The 17,886-nt window shown below is 66.9% G+C and carries 17 protein-coding genes and 1 tRNA gene; 9 read left to right on the top strand and 9 right to left on the bottom strand.

Features of this window, described 5'->3' with window-relative positions; all coding sequences use genetic code 11:
• Positions 1-14: 14 nt before the first annotated feature.
• A complete protein-coding gene (locus ACTG9Q_RS11625; protein WP_455572682.1) occupies positions 15-1,631 on the bottom strand; it encodes a hypothetical protein in 1,617 nt (538 codons plus the stop codon).
• A 142-nt stretch (positions 1,632-1,773) separates the two neighbouring features.
• Here ACTG9Q_RS11625 and ACTG9Q_RS11620 point away from each other — a divergent pair.
• Positions 1,774-1,847, top strand: a tRNA-Thr gene (locus tag ACTG9Q_RS11620).
• 41 nt (positions 1,848-1,888) lie between these two features.
• Entirely contained in the window at positions 1,889-3,508 is a 1,620-nt protein-coding gene (locus tag ACTG9Q_RS11615; RefSeq protein WP_455572681.1) for a tyrosine-type recombinase/integrase, read from the top strand.
• Positions 3,509-3,560: 52 nt separating this feature from the next.
• Here ACTG9Q_RS11615 and ACTG9Q_RS11610 read toward each other — a convergent pair whose 3' ends face one another.
• Positions 3,561-4,268 carry a hypothetical protein gene (locus ACTG9Q_RS11610; RefSeq protein WP_455572680.1) on the bottom strand — a complete coding sequence of 236 codons (708 nt, stop codon included), beginning with the start codon at positions 4,266-4,268 and terminating at the stop codon, positions 3,561-3,563.
• 178 nt (positions 4,269-4,446) lie between these two features.
• Between ACTG9Q_RS11610 and ACTG9Q_RS11605 the strand changes: the two genes are divergently transcribed.
• Positions 4,447-4,992, top strand: a complete 546-nt coding sequence (locus ACTG9Q_RS11605; protein WP_455572739.1) for an NUDIX hydrolase — start codon at positions 4,447-4,449, stop codon at positions 4,990-4,992.
• On the opposite strand, the gene ACTG9Q_RS11600 is transcribed toward ACTG9Q_RS11605, so the two are convergent.
• Positions 4,978-6,054 carry a tetratricopeptide repeat protein gene (locus ACTG9Q_RS11600; protein ID WP_455572679.1) on the bottom strand — a complete coding sequence of 359 codons (1,077 nt, stop codon included), beginning with the start codon at positions 6,052-6,054 and terminating at the stop codon, positions 4,978-4,980. The two genes, ACTG9Q_RS11605 and ACTG9Q_RS11600, sit on opposite strands and share 15 nt — an antisense overlap.
• A 240-nt stretch (positions 6,055-6,294) precedes the next feature.
• On the bottom strand, positions 6,295-6,807 hold the full coding sequence (locus ACTG9Q_RS11595; RefSeq protein ID WP_455572678.1) for an XRE family transcriptional regulator: 513 nt from the start codon (positions 6,805-6,807) through the stop codon (positions 6,295-6,297).
• 43 nt (positions 6,808-6,850) lie between these two features.
• On the opposite strand from ACTG9Q_RS11595, the gene ACTG9Q_RS11590 reads away from it, so the two are divergent.
• The 5 genes from ACTG9Q_RS11590 (at position 6,851) to ACTG9Q_RS11570 (ending at position 10,860) form a co-directional block, all read left to right on the top strand.
• Positions 6,851-7,129 (top strand): helix-turn-helix domain-containing protein, encoded by a 279-nt coding sequence (locus tag ACTG9Q_RS11590; RefSeq protein WP_455572677.1) that lies wholly within the window; start codon positions 6,851-6,853, stop codon positions 7,127-7,129.
• Complete coding sequence (locus ACTG9Q_RS11585; protein ID WP_455572676.1) at positions 7,126-7,503, top strand: WhiB family transcriptional regulator; 378 nt, start codon at positions 7,126-7,128, stop codon at positions 7,501-7,503. The genes ACTG9Q_RS11590 and ACTG9Q_RS11585 overlap by 4 nt, the downstream gene beginning before the upstream one ends.
• On the top strand, positions 7,500-7,850 hold the full coding sequence (locus tag ACTG9Q_RS11580; protein ID WP_455572675.1) for a hypothetical protein: 351 nt from the start codon (positions 7,500-7,502) through the stop codon (positions 7,848-7,850). Before ACTG9Q_RS11585 ends, ACTG9Q_RS11580 begins: the two co-directional genes overlap by 4 nt.
• Positions 7,851-7,900: 50 nt before the next feature.
• Positions 7,901-8,734, top strand: a complete 834-nt coding sequence (locus tag ACTG9Q_RS11575; RefSeq protein WP_455572674.1) for a hypothetical protein — start codon at positions 7,901-7,903, stop codon at positions 8,732-8,734.
• 218 nt (positions 8,735-8,952) lie between these two features.
• Positions 8,953-10,860, top strand: a complete 1,908-nt coding sequence (locus tag ACTG9Q_RS11570) for a cell division protein FtsK (protein WP_455572738.1) — start codon at positions 8,953-8,955, stop codon at positions 10,858-10,860.
• A 185-nt stretch (positions 10,861-11,045) separates the two neighbouring features.
• Here the strand turns inward: ACTG9Q_RS11570 and ACTG9Q_RS11565 are convergent, their stop codons facing one another.
• On the bottom strand, positions 11,046-11,912 hold the full coding sequence (locus ACTG9Q_RS11565; protein WP_455572673.1) for a helix-turn-helix domain-containing protein: 867 nt from the start codon (positions 11,910-11,912) through the stop codon (positions 11,046-11,048).
• Positions 11,913-12,136: 224 nt separating this feature from the next.
• Complete coding sequence (locus tag ACTG9Q_RS11560) at positions 12,137-12,436, bottom strand: hypothetical protein (protein ID WP_455572672.1); 300 nt, start codon at positions 12,434-12,436, stop codon at positions 12,137-12,139.
• Positions 12,437-12,959: 523 nt separating this feature from the next.
• On the opposite strand from ACTG9Q_RS11560, the gene ACTG9Q_RS11555 reads away from it, so the two are divergent.
• Positions 12,960-14,141: a hypothetical protein gene (locus tag ACTG9Q_RS11555; protein WP_455572671.1), complete on the top strand. Its 1,182-nt coding sequence runs from the start codon at positions 12,960-12,962 to the stop codon at positions 14,139-14,141.
• Between the two features lie 423 nt (positions 14,142-14,564).
• On the opposite strand, the gene ACTG9Q_RS11550 is transcribed toward ACTG9Q_RS11555, so the two are convergent.
• The 3 genes from ACTG9Q_RS11550 to ACTG9Q_RS11540 form a co-directional block, all read right to left on the bottom strand.
• Positions 14,565-15,338, bottom strand: a complete 774-nt coding sequence (locus ACTG9Q_RS11550) for an excalibur calcium-binding domain-containing protein (RefSeq protein ID WP_455572670.1) — start codon at positions 15,336-15,338, stop codon at positions 14,565-14,567.
• 103 nt (positions 15,339-15,441) lie between these two features.
• Positions 15,442-17,106 (bottom strand): serine/threonine-protein kinase, encoded by a 1,665-nt coding sequence (locus tag ACTG9Q_RS11545; RefSeq protein WP_455572669.1) that lies wholly within the window; start codon positions 17,104-17,106, stop codon positions 15,442-15,444.
• Positions 17,103-17,882, bottom strand: a complete 780-nt coding sequence (locus tag ACTG9Q_RS11540; RefSeq protein ID WP_455572668.1) for a hypothetical protein — start codon at positions 17,880-17,882, stop codon at positions 17,103-17,105. Before ACTG9Q_RS11540 ends, ACTG9Q_RS11545 begins: the two co-directional genes overlap by 4 nt.
• Positions 17,883-17,886: the final 4 nt, after the last annotated feature.

The raw sequence follows: 17,886 nt of genomic DNA, 5'->3' as shown, positions 1-17,886 counted from the left end.
GGCTTCCTCTCGGGCTACGTTGCCCGTGAGTTCCGCTGCCTGCGCGCGGGCAGGGCCGCGACCAGGACGACGCCGAGCAGCAGCATCGCCGTGCCGGTCCAGAAGATCGGCACCGCGTGGTACGCGGCGTTGGTGTAGGCCAGCGGCGGCGGCGCCTTGCCCTGCGGCGCGGGCGCCGGCGGGTTCTGCGGCTGCTGGGTGGCGGTGCCGCACACGACCCCGCCCGTGGGCGCGTAGGCGCGGGCGACCTGCTCGCCGAGGGAGATCTGGGCCAGCGCCGATGGCAGGTTCGGCAGCCCGAGCGCGTCGGTCGGCAGGACCTGCAGGTCCAGCATCCGCGCGGACGCCCCGATCTGGTAGCCCTTGAACGGCGTGGTCGCCGCCTCGCCCTTCTGGCTGAGCCCGGCCACCGACAGGCGCAGGACGCCGAGGTCGAGCTTCTTCAGGCCGTCGCCGAGGGCGTCGGTGAGCGGGCTGCCGTCGCCGAGGACACCGCCGATGATGGGCAGGTCCTTGAGGCCGGGCAGGGGGCCCACGCCGGGCAGCGGGATGCCGATGGGGATGTCCAGCCGGGGGTTCGCGCCGTCGAGCCTGCCCAGGCTCTTGCCGCCCTGCGTCACCTCGAGCACCGGAGCGGTGTAGGCGACCTTCGACGTGGCCTTGTCGCCGGTCGAGGTGACCTGCAGCGTCGGCTGGCTGACGACGTTGACGGAGATCTCGAACGGCGTCTTCGCCAGCAGCTTCACCGCCGCCACCTGCATGGTGGAGGTCGACTGGACGGCCTTGTTCTTCGAGCCGGGGATGTCGACCAGCGTGACCACCGACCGCGCCGAGGCCGTGTTGGGCAGGCTGAGCAGGGAGCCGGTCGCCGCTCCCGGCCCGCCGAGCACGCCCCCGAGCGTGCTCAGTGGGCCCCCGAGCTTCTTCAGCCCCTCGATCAGCGCCTGGTCGCCCGCATTGTCGAGGTTGGGCGCGTCGAACACCCCGCTCAGGTCCGGGACGCTCGGCAGGGTGGGGATCGCGTTGAGCGCCGAGAGGCTGGCCAGCTCGGTGGAGGCGTCGGCGATGGTGTCCACGCAGGGGCCCAGCGTGTCGCTCCACTTCGCGTGCACGCGGCCGTTGAGCACACCCGCCTTGATCAGCGTGTCCAGCGGCGAGGACGGCGGGTTGACCCCACCACTGCGCGGCTGGGCGTTGTTCGGCGGCGCGGTCTGGGCCAGGGAGCCCGGCGACTGCGGGCTGCTGCCCTGCACCGCGATCCCGCCGGGCGCGGACTGCGCGACCGCCTTCTCATAAGACAGGTACGCCTCGGAGTTCGCCTGCGCGCTCGCCAGCCCGAACCCGACCTCGGCCGCGGCCTGCTTGGGCAGCTTGTCCTCGGCCCCCGGGATGATCGACTCCGTCGGCGTGGAGTTGGGCAGCAGCCGGATCACCGCCAGCCCGGTTCCCGCGTCGCCGACCGCGTGCCCCAGCGGCTGCGGCCCCCGCGGCGCACTCGGCGGCGGCGCGCTCGGGTTGGCGGCAGGCGGCACCGGCGTGGTCGGCACCTGAGCGGCCGCGGGCCCAGCGCACAGCGCGAGCACGGCCACCGACACCGGCATCGCCAGCACAGCGGGCAGTCGACGAACCATCTCCAGGCCCCTCCTCACTCCGCGCGTCACCGACACGCTTGCGCATGAAGTAAACGACGCTTTCACCCCGGGGTGACGCCCGCCCTCCCATCACCCCACCCCACTCCCCGACCGGGCGACCCCGCTACACTTGTCCCCACCTGCCGCCTTAGCTCAGTCGGCCAGAGCGGCTCACTCGTAATGAGCAGGTCAAGGGTTCGATTCCCTTAGGCGGCTCGCAGGTGAGAGCCCCGGAGGGCTCTGCTGGAAGCTCCGTCATGGAGCTACCGGTGGAGCCATCCGGGGTTATCGTCGTGCTCATGGGGCGACAGAAGGCCGCCGAGCGGCGCAGGCGTGGCGAGGTTGAGACCCTGCCGAGCGGGTCTCTGAGGGTTCGCGTGTACGCGGGTGTGGACCCGGTCACAGGCAAGCGGTACTACATGACGGAAGTCATACCGCCCGGGCCGAAGGCGCAGAAGCTAGCCGAGAAGAAGCTCACGGAGTTCCTCTCCAAGGTTGATCAGAAACGCAACCCGCGTACCCGGGCGACGGTGAAGCAGCTCCTAGTCCGGTACCTCGAACTAGCAGACTTGGCGGAGACCACGCGGGAGAACTATGAATCGCTCATCCGCATACACATTGACCCGCTGATCGGGAGCAAGTCGATAGCGTCTGTCGACGGCGAGATGCTGGATTCTTTCTATAAGCAGCTCCGCACTTGTAGAGAGCACTGTCGCGGAAAGAAGTACATCAGTCACCGCACGAAAAAGCCGCACGAATGTGATGATCGCTGCGGGGCTCACAAGTGCGCGGGTCTCTCGGTTGCCAGCATCCGAAAGGTTCAATCTGTTCTCAGTGGTGCGGGGGCGGACGCGGTTCGTTGGAACTGGATTGGCGTAAATCCGTTCAAGCAAGCGGACGTGCAGAAGGCTGCCAAACCCGCGCCCAAACCGCCAACGACCGAACAGGCGGCCACGATCGTTTCGGAATCGTGGGTCGACATTGATTGGGGCATGCTCATATGGCTTGCGATGGTGACCGGTGCTCGGCGCGGCGAACTGTGCGCGCTCACGTGGGAATGCGTCGAGTTTGACGCGGAAACGCTCCACATTTCCAAGAGCATTGCGCAGCGTGGGGGCAGGACATGGGAGAAGGTCACAAAGACCCACCAAGACCGACGTCTAGCGCTGGACCCGGTGACGCTCGAACTACTGCGCGCCTACCGGACGCATCGCGCGAAGAAGGCCGGTGTGGACAAGTTGCCCGTCGATTCCCGCATCTTCTCGCATAAGGCAGACTCCTCGGAATGGCTCAAGCCTGATTCTGTTAGCCAACGCTATCGCCGGATGTGTTCCCGAATCGGATGGGAAATGCACATTCACCAGTTGCGCCACTACTCCGCAACTGAACTAATCTCGGCGGGTGTGGACGTCACAACCGTTGGCGGCCGACTGGGTCACAGTGGCGGCGGAACGACAACACTGCGGTTCTACAGTGGCTGGCGGCCGGAAGCCGATAAGCGCGCGTCTGCGACCGTCGCCGCTGGATTGCCTCAACCGCCCGGGCTGAACGTGACAGGAGGATTCACGCCTGGCGAAAGGGCCGGGGTCGAGAACCCTACGCATCCGTATCAGAAGATCGCGAGGGATCTACGCGGCGCGATAGATGCGGGCATCTTGACACCGGGCACTCTCATTCCGACGGTCGATCACTTGGCCGAGAGGTACAACGTTTCATTTGGTACCGCCCAGCGCGCCGTGAAAGCATTGAAGGAGGTCGGCCTGATCGGTGGGAAAAGGGGGATGCGCGCGGTGGTGCTGGACCCGCAGAACTCGGAGGGCACAGGATCAGAGCTTGCGGAAGTAGTCGGGCTAGATAGTCGTCTAAAATGGCGATGATAGCCACATGGCCAGGCCGTTAGCTGGTCCGGAGCGGGTCTGAAGTGACGGTTTAATCCGTCCCGGAGTCCGGCTGTCGGCGCACGCCCCTCCTTATCTTGAACCTCCTTAGTATTGGTATGTGGCGTTTAGCGGAGGAAAATTTACTCCGGCTAAAATTGCGAACAAGATACGCGGTCGATGCTCGCGGGGGATGACGCATCAGAGCGAGTTCGCGGACGATCGCTGTTAGTGCAGCGAGGTACTTTTTTTGCTTCTTCCAATCTTCTTCAAAGCGCTCGTCAGTGTATTCGACTTCCCTCATCCGGTAAAAGGTGCAAAGAAGGCTCTTTTGCCTGTACACTTCCCAGGCGATCTGGAATCGCATAATTGCGCGCGCTTCCGGTGCTGCCGCTGCTATGCGCTCTGCCAACCAACGTGCTTGTACTCCCACCAGCTCCTCATATCTTCGGGTGGCCGTCTCGGCTTCCTGCTGCTTGGCTGGAATCGATTGTTCAAGTCGCTCTAGATTGACGCCCTCCACGGTTCTGGCGGTTGTGTTGAAGTAGTGCAGAAGGTATTGCTTCAACTCGGCCTCTCGGGCGGCCTCTGGAACCTCCTTTGTGAGTAGTTCACCAAGTTCAAGCACGTTTTTTTCCCAGCGGTCGTCGCGTCGCTTTCGCGTTTCTACGCGAGGAATGATCAGCAACTGAAGTACTGCTTGAGCAACAAAAGTTAGCCCTGCGCCGAGGAGTAGGCCAGCCAGAGTTCCGCCTGTCATGTATGAAGTCTAGATGTGGAGATACGCGCGCGCGCCCCAGGTCGTGGCTGAACTTGGGTTGCGAGTCCTGCGGCCTGTTGAGTGGCTTGCCTGCGTACACCTTGTAGGAGGAAGTGTGAGGTGTGCTCTCGCCTAGGGCCTACCCGCCGTAGCGGACATATCGTAGGCTCATCGGGTGATGAGCGAACCTGGTTCTTGGCAGACCTTCGGCGAGCGCCTTGCCTATGACAACCGGTGGGTGAAAGTCGCCTTAGTGGACGTGCAAGCTCCCAACGGCGATCGATGGGAATATCACGTTGTCCGGCTGGCCCGCATAGCTATCGCCTTGATCGTCAACGAGCGCGACGAAGCGCTGATGCTGTGGCGGTACCGGTTTGCCACCGAGCAATGGGGATATGAGCTCCTGGGCGGCATGGTTGACGACGGCGAAGATTCGGCGGTAACGGCTGCCAGGGAAGCGGCCGAGGAAAGTGGTTGGGAACCTGTAGGCGAATCGGAGCACTTGATTAGCTTTGAGCCGCTGCCCGGTCAGGTTACGGCAGCAGTGGACGTCTACTTGTGGCGCGACGCTCAACGAATCGGTGAGCCAACCGACACCGAGGAAGTTGGGCGAGTGGAGTGGGTTCCACTGGCGCAGGTCAACGAACTTGCGAAGAACCGTCAACTATTGGGTGCGGGTACGCTTGTTTCACTGCTCTACTACATAAGCTCACGCGCTATGTGAGGAACTGTTCGGCAGGATGAGCCGTCCGAGCCGACGAATATGTCGATCGCTGCGAATCTGTTGGCCGAGTTTTCGCGCCTGCTGTGTGTACGAGTGCGCTGCGTCTCGCTCACCTGCGGCGGAGTGCGCGAACGCTAGGTCTACCAGCATCCCGACGCGGGCACGGATGAACTCTCGTGGCAGGACCGGGAGCGCGCCTGTCAGGTGGCTGATGGCTTCCGGGTCGCCGACCGTGGCAAGGGCGTTCCCGCGCCACCGTGCGAGATGGCTACCGCCGAGAAAGACGTACGGGAGAGACGGGTCGGTCGGGTCTTCCGGGAGTAGGGCGTCCGCGTCGTCGAATGCCTGCATTGCTTCGTCTCGCCGACCGTTGGCGGCGTAGCCCTCGCCGTGTGCGGCGGCCAGCCACGCGCGGAGAAGTGGCGTAGCCGTGTCATCGGCGAGGCTGCGGGCCTGTGCGAGTTGATCCAGGGCCAGCGCGGTCTCACCGAGATCGATCAGCACGAACGCTTGCTCGGCCGTGGCGTGTGCCAGCAACGGCAACGAGCCCGCTTCCCGCGCTGCCGCTTTGGCGCGTTGGTAGTGGTTCCATGCCTGAGTGATCGCGTTCCGGTCCAGCGACTCCCAACCGGCCAGTGTGGACGCTTCGACCATGACGCTCGCTAGTTCCTCCCGGTGCCTCTGCTCTGTGCTGTACCGGAGGAACGTCTCTACCTGGTCGATCTGACTCCTGAGCTGGTCAAGCAAGGTGATCCCGCCGAAGCGGCGGTCCATGTGCCGCGTCTGGTCGACTTGCCGCCGGAAGATGTCCACAGTCGCGGGATCGATGATCCGAGCGGCGGCCAGCCGTGCGCGTAGCTCCACCGCTTCCTCGTCCTGAGCTTCGGACGGGAACCCAAGTTCCTCGTTAGTCCGCCCGTAGATATCCCGGAACAGCCGACGGTAGATATCTCCGGTTACCGGCTCATGGCCGTTCTCCCACCGCGACAGCTTTGTCTTGAGACTTGTACGGGTCATGATCTGCTCGCCGAGCATCTCGGCGCGTTTGATCATCATGCTCATGACCGCATCAGCCGAGTAGCCAAGGTGCTTCCGCACGGCCTGAAGCTGTGTCGGTGGCATCAGGCGGCACCCCCTGGATAACCGCGTTGAGCTGCGTAGTTATCTCTGGTTAATGGGCCGCGGGTTAACTCGCGCCACCTGTTTCCGGCATCCGAAATGCCGATGCTTGGAAGCATGAACGCGAACCGGAACGACAAGCGGACTGAGCCGGGTGGTTGCTCGGCAGTCCGCACGGCGTGCCTACCGGCCGTCCTGTCGGCCGGTGCGGCCGATGGCCTGAGCTACGTCAGCGCTCACGGCGTCCAGACGTTCGCTGAGGCTCTCCAAGCGGTCCCTGATGGCGTCCAGGTGGGCGAGGATCTCGTCCGTGGGGTCGCCACGCTCCCCGGGCTTCAGCGGCGTCCTGCCGTGCAGCAGCGCGGCCAAGTGGCCCGGGTGCCACTCAAGCGCGATCGAGAGCGCTTCGAGCGTTCGAGTACTGCGCCTGCGTTCCACGGTGTGGTTCTCAAGCTCACGGATGATGGCCTGCGACACCTGCGAGCGTTCCGACAGTTCGTACTGCCGCAACCCAAGCTCCCGCGAACGGCTCTTAATCGCCGCCGCGACCGCAGACCAATCCTCTGCCACGTATTCCTCCGCGCTCCGCCTCGTCGCCGAGATTAGCGCGATCAGCGGTTTTGGTGGCTGAGGGCGCAGCCCCGCCACGCGAATGAGCCATTTGTCGCAACGACATGCGCTGAAGTTGGCGTCCACAAGCGATGAAATAGTCGCTTCTTAGCTTCGAGGTGATTCAGCAATGGGTACCGCCATGTCAGACGCCGGAAGCCCGGCGTTCTACTCAGTTCGAGAAGTCGCCCGAATTCTCGGCATCGATCAGTCGACTCTCTACCGGGCGATCCGCGAGGGTGGGTTTCCGGCCGTGCGTGTTCGGTCTCGGTACCTCATCCCCTCCGCTGTGCTGGACAAGTTGATCGCCGAAGCCGCTGAGTGCGGTGGTGTGGTCGACCCGTCGCAGATGACGCTGGAGCGTCGTGCCGCCCGTGAGGCTGCCCGCCTGTCCGGGGGTGCGTGGTGAACGACCACGTGAATCCGGATGGCTGGCTTGAGTCGGTGGTGGCTGGCCTTGACCGGCTGGCCGACGTCCCCGAGGACGTGTTGTGGACGGTCGTGACCCGCGACGGGGCTTGCATGTCGCTGGCACCAGGTGAGCCCGGTTGGCCGGAGTTCAGCGGGCAGGCCGTGACCGATCGAGAGTTGGCCGCGCGAGTGTGCGCGGGCTGCCCGGTGCGGGATGCCTGCCTTGAACTGGAGTTCCGCACGGCCGGTGCGGACGGGCTCGGCGTGTGGGGCGCGCTTGGTGAAGACGACCGGCGCGCGGTCTACCCGCTGTGGCTCGCTCGCCGCGCCGAGTCCGAGCAGGACGACCGGACGGGAGGTGAGCGGAAGTGAACGCCGAGATGTTCACCGTCACGCCCACGGTGCTGTTCGCCGGGTTCGGTGTCCTGTTGGGTGTGCTGTTGGTCTGGCGGGCTGGTGTCCGCAAGGCGCGGGCTGCCGCTGACAGGGCGCGGGCCGGTGCTCGCGCGGTCTCCCTGATCGGGCGTGTTCTGGTCGTGGCCGGGGTGATCACCGGGATTCAGTGGGTGGTGATCACCCACGCTGCCCAGGACACGACGTTGCTCGCGGTGGTGCTCGGGCTGCCTGCGTTGTTCACCGCGCACACCGTGGTGCGCGCGTTGACCATCGTCGCCGACGCCGGCACCGGTCGGGAGCGTCGTCGGGGTGGTGGTCGCTGATGAGCACCCGCCCTGGTGGGTGGGCGACCGGGGAAGGGGCAGCCGCCGGCGTGCGGCTGCCCCGCCCGCCCGGCGCCGCTCGTGATCAAGAAACGGTGACTGACCGGCTTGCGCGTGAGGCGGCCGACGCGGCTCGGGTCCGGGCATACCGCACGCACCCGGACGTAGTGGCACTGCGCGTGGAACAGGTCCGCCACCAAGTCGACCGGCTGTGTTGGGCCGGGGTCGTACTCGGGCTGGCGTTCACGATGGTCAACGTCCAACAGTTCGCCGCCAACGGTGCCCCGGTGTGGTCGCTGCCGTGGTGTGTGGCGTGGCTGGTCGATCCGATGGTCTCGCTAGTCCTCTTGGCGATCCTGCGGGCAGAGCAGGTCACCGCTCGGTACCGGGTGCACACCGGGGTGTGGGTGCGACGGGCGAAGTGGTTCACGTTCACGGCTACCTATGTGATGAACACGTGGGAGTCGTGGGCGGCCGGATCGGTGTCGGGTGTGGTCCTGCACTCGGTGCCGCCGCTGGTGGTGTTCACGGCTGCGGAAGCCGTCACTGACCTGCGGGACAAGCTCACCGCGGCCGTCACCGCAGCGTTCACAGAAGCCCGTGACCAGGCTGCCGTGAACCCCATCCTCGCCGCCCCGGTGACGGGAGTAGAGCCTGTTGACCGACCCCGGCCGGACGCGCTGGTTCGACGTCGGCCGACGCCCAGGCCGAAGGCCGGTCGGCGGCTGTTCGCCGACTACCTCAGCGATGCCCGTGCCGCTTGGACACCAGGCGTCGAGGTGACTCCGGCATGGGTGCGGCAGGCGACCGGATGCTCACGCGGGCTGTCCTCCCGACTGGCCGCCACGCTCGCGGCCGAAACCGGTCAGGAGGTGACTCAGTGAGCCCCCGCGACCACGAGGCCGTGAACGGTCCGCAGAGCGCCGTGGTCGGGCCGGTGCTCGATGGCGAGCTGGTTGACGACACCGACCAGTCGGCGGCACGTCGTGAACGGCTCGGCGAGCGGCTGGCACGGTGGTGGCGATACTCCCCGCGCGTGCCGCTGTGGGCCAAGGATCGCGCCTACGCCCGCCAGCGAGCGCGGGACGCGCTGGTGTGGCTGATGCTGCGGCCGTGGCGGTTTCTGCGCGCCGTGGTCCGGGGCATCGTGTCCGCTGCCCGGTGGTGGCGAGCATGGGTCAAGGTCGCGGACTATCGGCAAGCCGCGACCGATCAGGACAAGCTGGCGGACAAGTTCACCGAGATACGCACACTCACCCTGTTCCGGTGGAAGGTCACCGGTGCTGTGCTGGCCGCGCTCGCCGCTGGCGTTCTGGTCGCCTACCTGGTCTATGGAGACCAGGTGTGGTGGATAAGTGGCACTACTGTCTCCGTGGCGCTGGCGGTGCTCGGAAGGCAGCGTGACGGGGCACCAGGCCGCAAGGCCGTGCTCTCCGGGCCGCGAAGTCTGACGTGGACGATGGACCCACAGATTCTGGTGGACGCGTTCCGGGATGCCCGGTTGATCGGCAAAGACGAGACGCTGCGTTTGGTGCACCGCGCCCAGCGTCAAGGCGACGGGTGGGCCGTCACGGTCGACCTGCCCGCGACCCGCAAGGCGGCAGACGTGATCAAGAACCGGGACGCGCTCGCCTCCGCGCTCGCGGTGGATGAGGTCCAGCTGATCGCCGAGCGGGTCCGGGGCAACGGCGGGCACGCCGGGCGGGTGGCGCTGTGGGTGGCGGACAACGACCCATACTCGGCACCGCCGCAGCGCACGCCGTTGCTCGGCGCTGCCCGGTGGGATGCCTGGCGGCCGGTGCCGTTCGGCCGTGACGCGCGGCAGCGCCGAATCGATCTGCCGTTGGTGTGGACGTCGCTGCTGGTTGGCGCGATTCCTAGGCAGGGCAAGACATTCGCTACTCGGCTGGCAGCCGCGGGCTTGATCTTGGACCCGCACACCCGTGTCTACGTGGCCGATTTCAAGGCGGGAAAGGACTGGGACGCCGCCGCGCGGGTGGCACACCGGTTCCTCTCCGGTGACGAGCCCGAGCACATCTTGACCTTGGTCGGGTGGCTCTCCGAGCTGATCGGCGAGGTTCAGGGCCGGTACCGGCGGATGCGGGACCTGGACGACACGGTGTGTCCAGAATCCAAGATCACCCCGGCCATGTCTCGTGATCCGGGCCTGGACATGCCGGTCACGGCGATCGTCGTTGACGAGGTCCAGGTGCCGTTGGAAGACCGGACACCGTTGCAGGTACAGGGAAAGAAGCTCACCGCAGGCGAGTACGTGGGGGAGCTGTTGACGTGGTTGGCGAAGAAAGGGCCAGCAGCCGGGATCGTGCTTATCCTCGCCACCCAACGCCCGGACTCCAAGACCATCCCCTCCGGCTTGCGCGCCGTGCTCGGCTCTCGGCTCGCGCTGCGGGTCATGGACTGGCGTGACAGCAACATCGTGCTAGGCGAACAGATGAACACGCGCGGCTATGACGCCAGCCGCCTACTCCCGACACACAAGGGTGTCGGCATCCTGCGGCCGGACGGGGACACCGACGCCGGGGCCGACGTGCTCGCCGTGACCGTGCGCACCGACTACATGCCCAACGAGGATTGGCGCACCCTCTGCGAGCGTGCCCGCACGTTGCGGGAGACAGAGGGCACGCTCACCGGACATGCGGCCGGACAGGACACCCCCGCACTGATCGGACCGGGAACGGTCGTTGACGTGCTCGCCGAGGCCGGGCCGTCCGCCGTGGTCGAACCGGTCGAGCTGCCCGAACCGCTCGCGTCCGTCGTGGACTACTTGGACGATCACGGCGACGGACGGGACTTCGTACCGAGTGCCGAACTCACCGACGCACTCGGGATGGAACCGACGATGTTCGGACGCCAGATGAGCGAACTGGGGTGCGGCACCGTCCGGGGCAGGATCGCCACACCAGAAGGCCAACGGCAGGTACGCGGCTACCTCACGGCCGCCATCCGCAGCGCCGCCGAGCGGCACGCCGATCCGGGCGAACCGACGTGACGGGTAGCCGCGCCAACCCGTCACACGCCCGCCGAACCCGTCACACGTCCTGTGACGGGTTCGCGGCGTGTCTGAGCAGGGAAAACAGTCTTTGTGACGGGTGTGACGAGTTCAGTCGCAACCCGTCACACCTCGCCGATCTCGACACGTACGCGCCAGGGACAGAGTCGACTGAACCCGTCACATCAGCTCGCCGCCCGCCAACCCTCCCCGAGCGCAATCAACCGCCCCCGCGACTGGTCAGTGTTGAGCGCTGCCAGCCGGAGATCAGCCAGGACACCCAGGCAGTCCGCCACCGTCGCCGGATCGGTGTAGTAATGCGCGGCGGTCCGTGTCTCCTGACACACCACAAACCACTCCGGCGACCGGTACACCTGGAACGCACCGGTCAACCCCGAGTGCACCCCCACCGACGCCGGAACCACCCGCACCGACACATTCGGCCGCTTACTCATCTCCACCAAGTGCGCGCACTGATCAGCCATGACGCGGGCGTCCCCCACCTCGCGGTACAACACCTGTTCCTGCACCACCCAGCACAACTGAGCCGAAGCGTCCGCCGAGATCGTCTCTCGCCGACGTGACCACCTCTCGTCGTCCACACGGGCGAGCTGGCCGCCGAACGCTTCGGCCAAGCAACGCGTGTAGTCCCCAGTCCTCAGCAACGGCGTGATCACGCTCGTGTCGTACACCTCGATCGTGTCTGACACCGCTTCCAGCCCTACGGCCAAAGCGCCATCCAGAACCCACCAGCCCGCACCGCCGACATACCCGCAGACTGCCGCACCCGGATTTCGCCCAGATCGCGCGATAGTGAGAATCTCCGTCAGCACCGGCAAACGATGCTCCGCGCCCAGGTAGCTCAACATCACTTCCAGAGCAGCGCGGCTCAGCAAGTTCTTTCCCGTCAGAAATTGAGTCACCGATGCCCGGCTTATCCCCAACCGTGCTCCCAGCTCGGCATGTGTCACCCCTGACCGCGAACACCACAACTCCAATTCAAACCGCAGCAACCGCCGCGCGACCTGTGACTCCAACCCTGCTACGCGCATCGCACACCCTCACGGTCGGAACGGATCTAAATGAAGCGGGCGGGTGAGGTGGCTTGAACCAGCCTCACCCGCCCAACGGTCCAGAACGGACCGCATTCCTGGTGACGAGTCGGGAACCACTCGTCACCAGGGAACCCATCCAGCCAGCGTGTGGGGCGGACACGGCCGGTGGACGGGTCTCAACCGCTGCGGAACCTCTCCGGGGCGGAGGCAACCCGGAGGTATCAACGCGGCGGGAGCATCACCCCTTCTCCCAGCATCAATTCCCGCAACCGCACCATTTCCGGTGTCGGAGCCTGCGCCATGCAACGCTCACACGGCATACCGGTAATGCCGTCCAACACCTCAGCGTTGCTCGGTGCGACGCTTGTGCCGCACCACGTCTTCCAAGGGTTGTCTGGTTCGTTGATCGCGTCGGCAGGAACAACGTGCACAGCACGCTGACTCTGCCGAATGCCGGGAATGTCGTGCCTGAGTCGAACGAGAACGATCGGCACACTCGCTTGCATCTCGTTCTCTGTCATCGGTTTCGCCGCCGAACTCCGCAACGGAAGATCCGGCGACGCGGCGTCTGCCGCGCCATCCGCTCTTGGACTCCGCGCATGGTCCGTTGGGCTCGCAGGTACAACAAACACCGTTCGCACGGCCGTTGCGATACCTCGATCATCGGCGCGGGAAGGAACCGCGTACCGCAGACCGCGCGGAACTCGTTCCTCCCGTGCAATCCGGCAGTCATGTCCTCATCCGTGACCGCGTGGTCCACTGGCACGCCGTCAACGCATGTGATCCAACGGGTGAAGTCGCGCCGCGTCTGTGTCGTCATCACGTCCTCCCGATCGTTCGCTCAGACGTCCCGAACGGACATGACGACGGCGGCGGCCGTGAACAGACCTAGCAAGATCAATCCCGCGATCGGCGTGTTCATCTACCCGCTCCTTGGACGTCGTCCGTCCGTGTGCTTGACGGTCCGTGAAAGACTCAATGTCAGCGTTCCGTCAGCGCATGGGCTGACGGAACGACACGAGCACGCCGTAGGGACGACATCCGGTGACCGATGAGACGAGCGGAGGAGGTGGAGTCATGGGGGTGCCGGGCTCTGCGCCGATCAGGACGGAACTGGTCCGCCAGATCCGGGAGCGCCGGATGACCTTCCAAGAGTTCGTGGACTTCGCCGAACGATTCGCCCGTGAAAACGGCGAGGACGGCACTCTGTCGTTTCGCCAACTGCAACGACTGGCAGCCGGAAGAAGGCCGGATGGAACACCACTCGGATCGGTTCGGCCAGCCACCGCTCGACTGCTTGAAAAGATCTTCGGCATGAGTATCGCCGACTTGCTCGGTCGGCCCAAGCTTCAAACGAACGATGACACGTCGGATGAGTTGCGGCGGATGCTGAGTGCTTCCAGCCGCATTGACTCGTCGGTGATCATTTTGTTGCGGACACAGCTGGATTCGACACGTCGCCTTGATCGACAACTTGGCGCAATTGTGGCCCATGAAGAAGTTGCGGCCAAGGTTTCTCAGGTGGAACGGCTGCGACAGTTCTGTCTGTCGCCTGGGACCAGGTCCGCGCTAGGGGCATTGCAGTCTGAACTATGCACGCTGGCCGGATGGCAGGCGCTAGACCTCGGTAAGCGGGCCGAAGCGTGGAATTACTACGAGCGCGGTAAGGCTGCGGCGAGCGAGTGTGACGATCCTTCGTATCTCGTACACACTGTAGCTGAACAAGCGTTTGTGCTGCTTGACGTTGACAACAATGAAGGCGCGGTCAAGCTGCTTGAGCCGCTGGTCGCTCAAGCAACGGCCGTCTCGTCGCTACTCGCGTCGTGGCTTTACGCAGCCGTGGGAGAAGCCTACGCGGCCACTGGTGACATTTCGGCCAGTATGGGAGCGTTCGATAAAGCGTCGGCACGGTTGGCGGCAGGTGAGAATTCTACTGACGGGCCATATGTGGCACTTGACCCGACCCACTTGGCACGGTGGCGCGGTCACGCTCTTGCTCGTCTTGGTGCCCCCGAAGCAATCGACCTTTTGAACTCGGCTCTCGATTGCCTCGACCCCTCGTTCACGCGTGCCGCGACGAGCCTGCGTGTGGATCTCGGAACTGCGCATCTCATGATGGGGGAGCGCGATGAGGCGCGACGTCATATTGACGCTGCGGCGAGTTCGGCCGCAACAATCGGTTCGGTCAGGCAGCAGAGGCGAATTACAGCGCTTCTGGCTTCATGAAGGTTTTCTCTGGTAATTCTTCTTTGTGTATGTGAAAATTCGCGGTCGACGTGAGGTGGCATCGGCTGGCGGATGACGACACGCCCGACGGACGCGACACGCCCGCCGAGACCATGATCTTTTACCGCTGGTCGTGGAGCCATATGTGGAGCGAGACGCTGCCCAACGGTGCCTCATGGAGCCGTTTTTGATCCTAGGTGGACAGCTAAAGACGCAGGTCAGCAGCCGTGCAGTCCGGGAAATGGACTCTCGTAATGAGCAGGTCAAGGGTTCGATTCCCTTAGGCGGCTCGCAGGTCAGAGGCCCGTCCCCTTCCGGGGACGGGCCTCTTGCGCGCCATGGCTCGTGACGCGGGGCGCCTGAAAAGCGGGGAGCTGCGAGGTCGTGGCCGAGCGACCGGCTTTGCCTTGCCGTGGGGCGCTTTCAGCTCTCGCAGGCCAGGCCGTTGTGGTCGCGGTCCAGGGCGGGGCGGTAGCCGGGGGAGCCGAGGGGGATGGGGGCCACTCCGGCGGCGCGGGCGGCGGTGCAGTTGCGGTAGTAGCCCGCGGGCTTCTTGGCGGTGGTGGGGGCGGGTTTGGTCGCCGTCGTGGGCAGGGCGACCGGGGGCGGCACCGGCACCGGGAGGACGTCTTCGCCCAGGCAGGGCTGGCCCCACAGGCCCTGGGCGCCCGCGCCCGCGGCCGTCGCGGCGGCGTGGTGGGTGGGGGAGGCTTCGCGGGTGGGTTTGGCGTGGCCCTGATGCAGGGCCACGGCGGCGAAGTCGGTGCCGTCGGGCAGGAGCAGGGTGGCGGTGACGGCGGGGGTGCCCTGGGTCGGGAAGTCGCCGATGGCGGCGGTCAGGAGCGGGGCGGGGTCGACGATGGAGACCTCGGCGCCCAGCAGGGTGACGGTGGTGAAGTCGGTGGCCGCCGCTGACCAGCAGCGGCCCGGTGGGGCGAGGCCCGCCACCACGACGCGTTCGCCCGCCGAGGTCAGGACGGTTCGGGCGTCGACTACCCGGGACACCGTGGCTTTCGCCTGCGCGGGCGGTGTGGTGGGTGTCGGGGACGCGATCGTGGTGGCGGGCCTCGCCGCCGGGAGTAGTGCCGAGGGGGCGGGCGGGCCGGACAGCTCGCTCACCAGCCAGACGATGCCGCAGGCGCCGACGACGGCCATCGCTGTGCTCAGCCTGCGGTGGCTCTGGCGCGCTGTCGTCATCTGGTCCCCTCGCGCACGGGTGTACTCGTGATGGAGGTCGACCGGGCGGCGACCCAGTGTTACTTGAGCATTCAATTATCACTCGAACGGACTAGCGAATCCGTTATCGGCGGCGGGCCGACCACGCGGTCGCCAGCACCAGCGCGGAGGCCGCGACCGCCCCCGCCCCCGCCGACCCGAGCCCGTAGGCCAAGGCGGGCTCGCGGGCGGTCAGCGCCGAGACCAGCAGCCACACCGCCGCGCCGAAGAGCGCGCCCAGCGGCAGCGCGGCGAACGGCGCGGCCGGACGACGATATCCCCGCCGCAGCGTGCGCGCCAAGGACTCCACGTACGCCAGCGCGAACAGCGCCAGCAGCAGGCTGCCCGCGCCCATGACGCTGGCCATCGGGTGCTGCGGGGTCCGCACGGTGAACGCGTGGACGCGGCCGTCGGCGGTGATCTCCCCGGTGGCCGCCCCGCCGACCACCCAGCGCAGCAGCGGCTGCGGCTCGGCGGTGACCTTCTCGCCCTCGGGCACGCTCACGCTGCCCAGCGGGATGCCCGCGGCGTTGAGGGTGAACGCCGTCGCGCCACCGGTGATCCGCAGCGGCTCGCTCAGGTCCAGCGTCACCGGCGCGGTGATCGGCTGCCCGTTGACGCTCACGCCCCCGCCCGTCGGGTGCTCGACGGTCGCCCCCGCCAGGAACGGCAGCACCGCCACGACGACCAGCGCGACGGCGGCCACCAGGCCGGGCCACAGCGGGGAGGGAGCGGACCGCATCAGCTCGCGAGCCGGGCGCAAACCCTTGTCGCGCAGGATGTTCGGGTCGAAGGTGCGGGTCGCCTCGTGAACGGCGCCGCGCACCGGCGGGGTCGCCACCGTCGGGGCGTCCGGGCGGGCGTGCGCGGTGATGGCGGTCAGCACGCGCGGGGCCAGGTGCACCGGCACGCCCGCGCGGTCCAGCCAGCCCGGCCCGAACACCGCGGTCGCCGCGCCCGCCAGGTCCACCGCGAACGCCTCGGCGTCGCGGTAGCGCTCACCCGGGTCCCTCGCCAGGCTGCGCATGACCACAGTGGACAGTGGCGCGGGCACGACCGGCAGCGGGCGGGGGTCGTTGAAGATCCGCTGCCGCATCATGCTGACCGCGCCGCGCGTGCGGTCGTAGGGCAGGTCGCCGGAGAGGAGTTCATAGAGAACGGTGCCCGCGCCGTAGATGTCGGCGGCCGGGGTGAGCGCGTTGCCCATCGCCTGCTCGGGGGCGATGTAGGCGGGGGTGCCGAGGACCTCGCCGCCGTGGGTGACCAGGGTGGCGCCCTCGCTGACCACCTGCGCGATGCCGAAGTCGGCCACCTTCATCACCCCGGCCGAGGTGAACAGCAGGTTCTTCGGCTTCACGTCGAGGTGCAGCACCCCGGCCTGGTGCGCGGCGTGCAGCCCGGCCAGCATCGCCAGCGCGATCGCGCACGACTGCTCGCCGGTCAGGCCCACGCCGTGGAAGCGGCTGTAGACGGTGCCGCCGTCGAGCTTCTCCATCACCAGCAGGTTGTCGCGCCCGGTCTGGACGTAGTCGTACACCGGGACGATGTGCGGGTGGTCGAGGCTGGCCAGCACCCTGGCCTCGCGGTCGAACCGGGTGTCGACGTCGGCCTCGCCGGGCACCAGCTGCTTGATCGCCACGGCCCGGCCGAGCGAGCGGTGCACCCCCTCGAACACCACCCCCATGCCGCCGGAGCCGATCTTGGCGCCGACCGCGTACTGCGGCAGGGCCGCGCCGACGTCCGCGGTCATCCGGTCCTCATCGGCTGGGTCGTCATGCTGTGGGTCTTGTCGTCGTCGGGGGCCATCAGCGGCGCCGGGTGCGGGGTGAGGAAGCCCAGGATCATGGCGACCAGCGCCGCGCCCAGCACGATCGGGACCTCCACCGCGGGCTCCGGCGGCACGAGCCGCAGCACCGACAGCGTCACCACCGCGACCAGCCCGGTGCCCACGCCCGCGGGCAGGAACCGCAGCGCCCGCCGGAACCGGTTGCCCGACAGCCGGTGCCTGGCCAGCGCCAGCAGGGCGCTCGCCCAGGTCAGGACCGTCAGCAGGAACATGGCGATGCCGAAGACGCCGTAGACCGACCACAGGGAGCCGCGGACGTCGGCCACGGTGTCCACCCCGCCCAGCACCTCGCGGTCGTCGTCGAGGAGCTCGATCGACGTGGGGAGCAGGCCGATCGCCTGATCCCGCAGGTCGCGCACGTCCAGGGGGAAGGTGCGGGTGGTCTGCCCGCCCGCGGGGACCTCGAAGGGGATGGTGGTGTCGTAGGCGAAGAAGGTCAGCGCGAGCGCGACCCCCGAGACGCGCACGAGCCGGACCTCGCGGGCCTGCCTGCCCGGGTTGACGGCCGTGACCGACAGCTCGGCGGGCCTGCTCGGGTCGAACACCACGGTGCGGCCGGTGACGTCCTGGCCGTCCAGGGTGACGGTGACGGTGAGCGGATCGCTCTGCGCGGTCGCGGCGGGGGCTCCCAGCAGGGAGATCCCCACAAGCGCAACCGCGACGACGGTGAGACGTCCCATGGGT

Source organism: Actinokineospora lacus (assembly GCF_053813445.1).
Note: the sequence above shows the minus strand (reverse complement) of the source record. Positions and strands in the feature narration are given on the sequence as shown.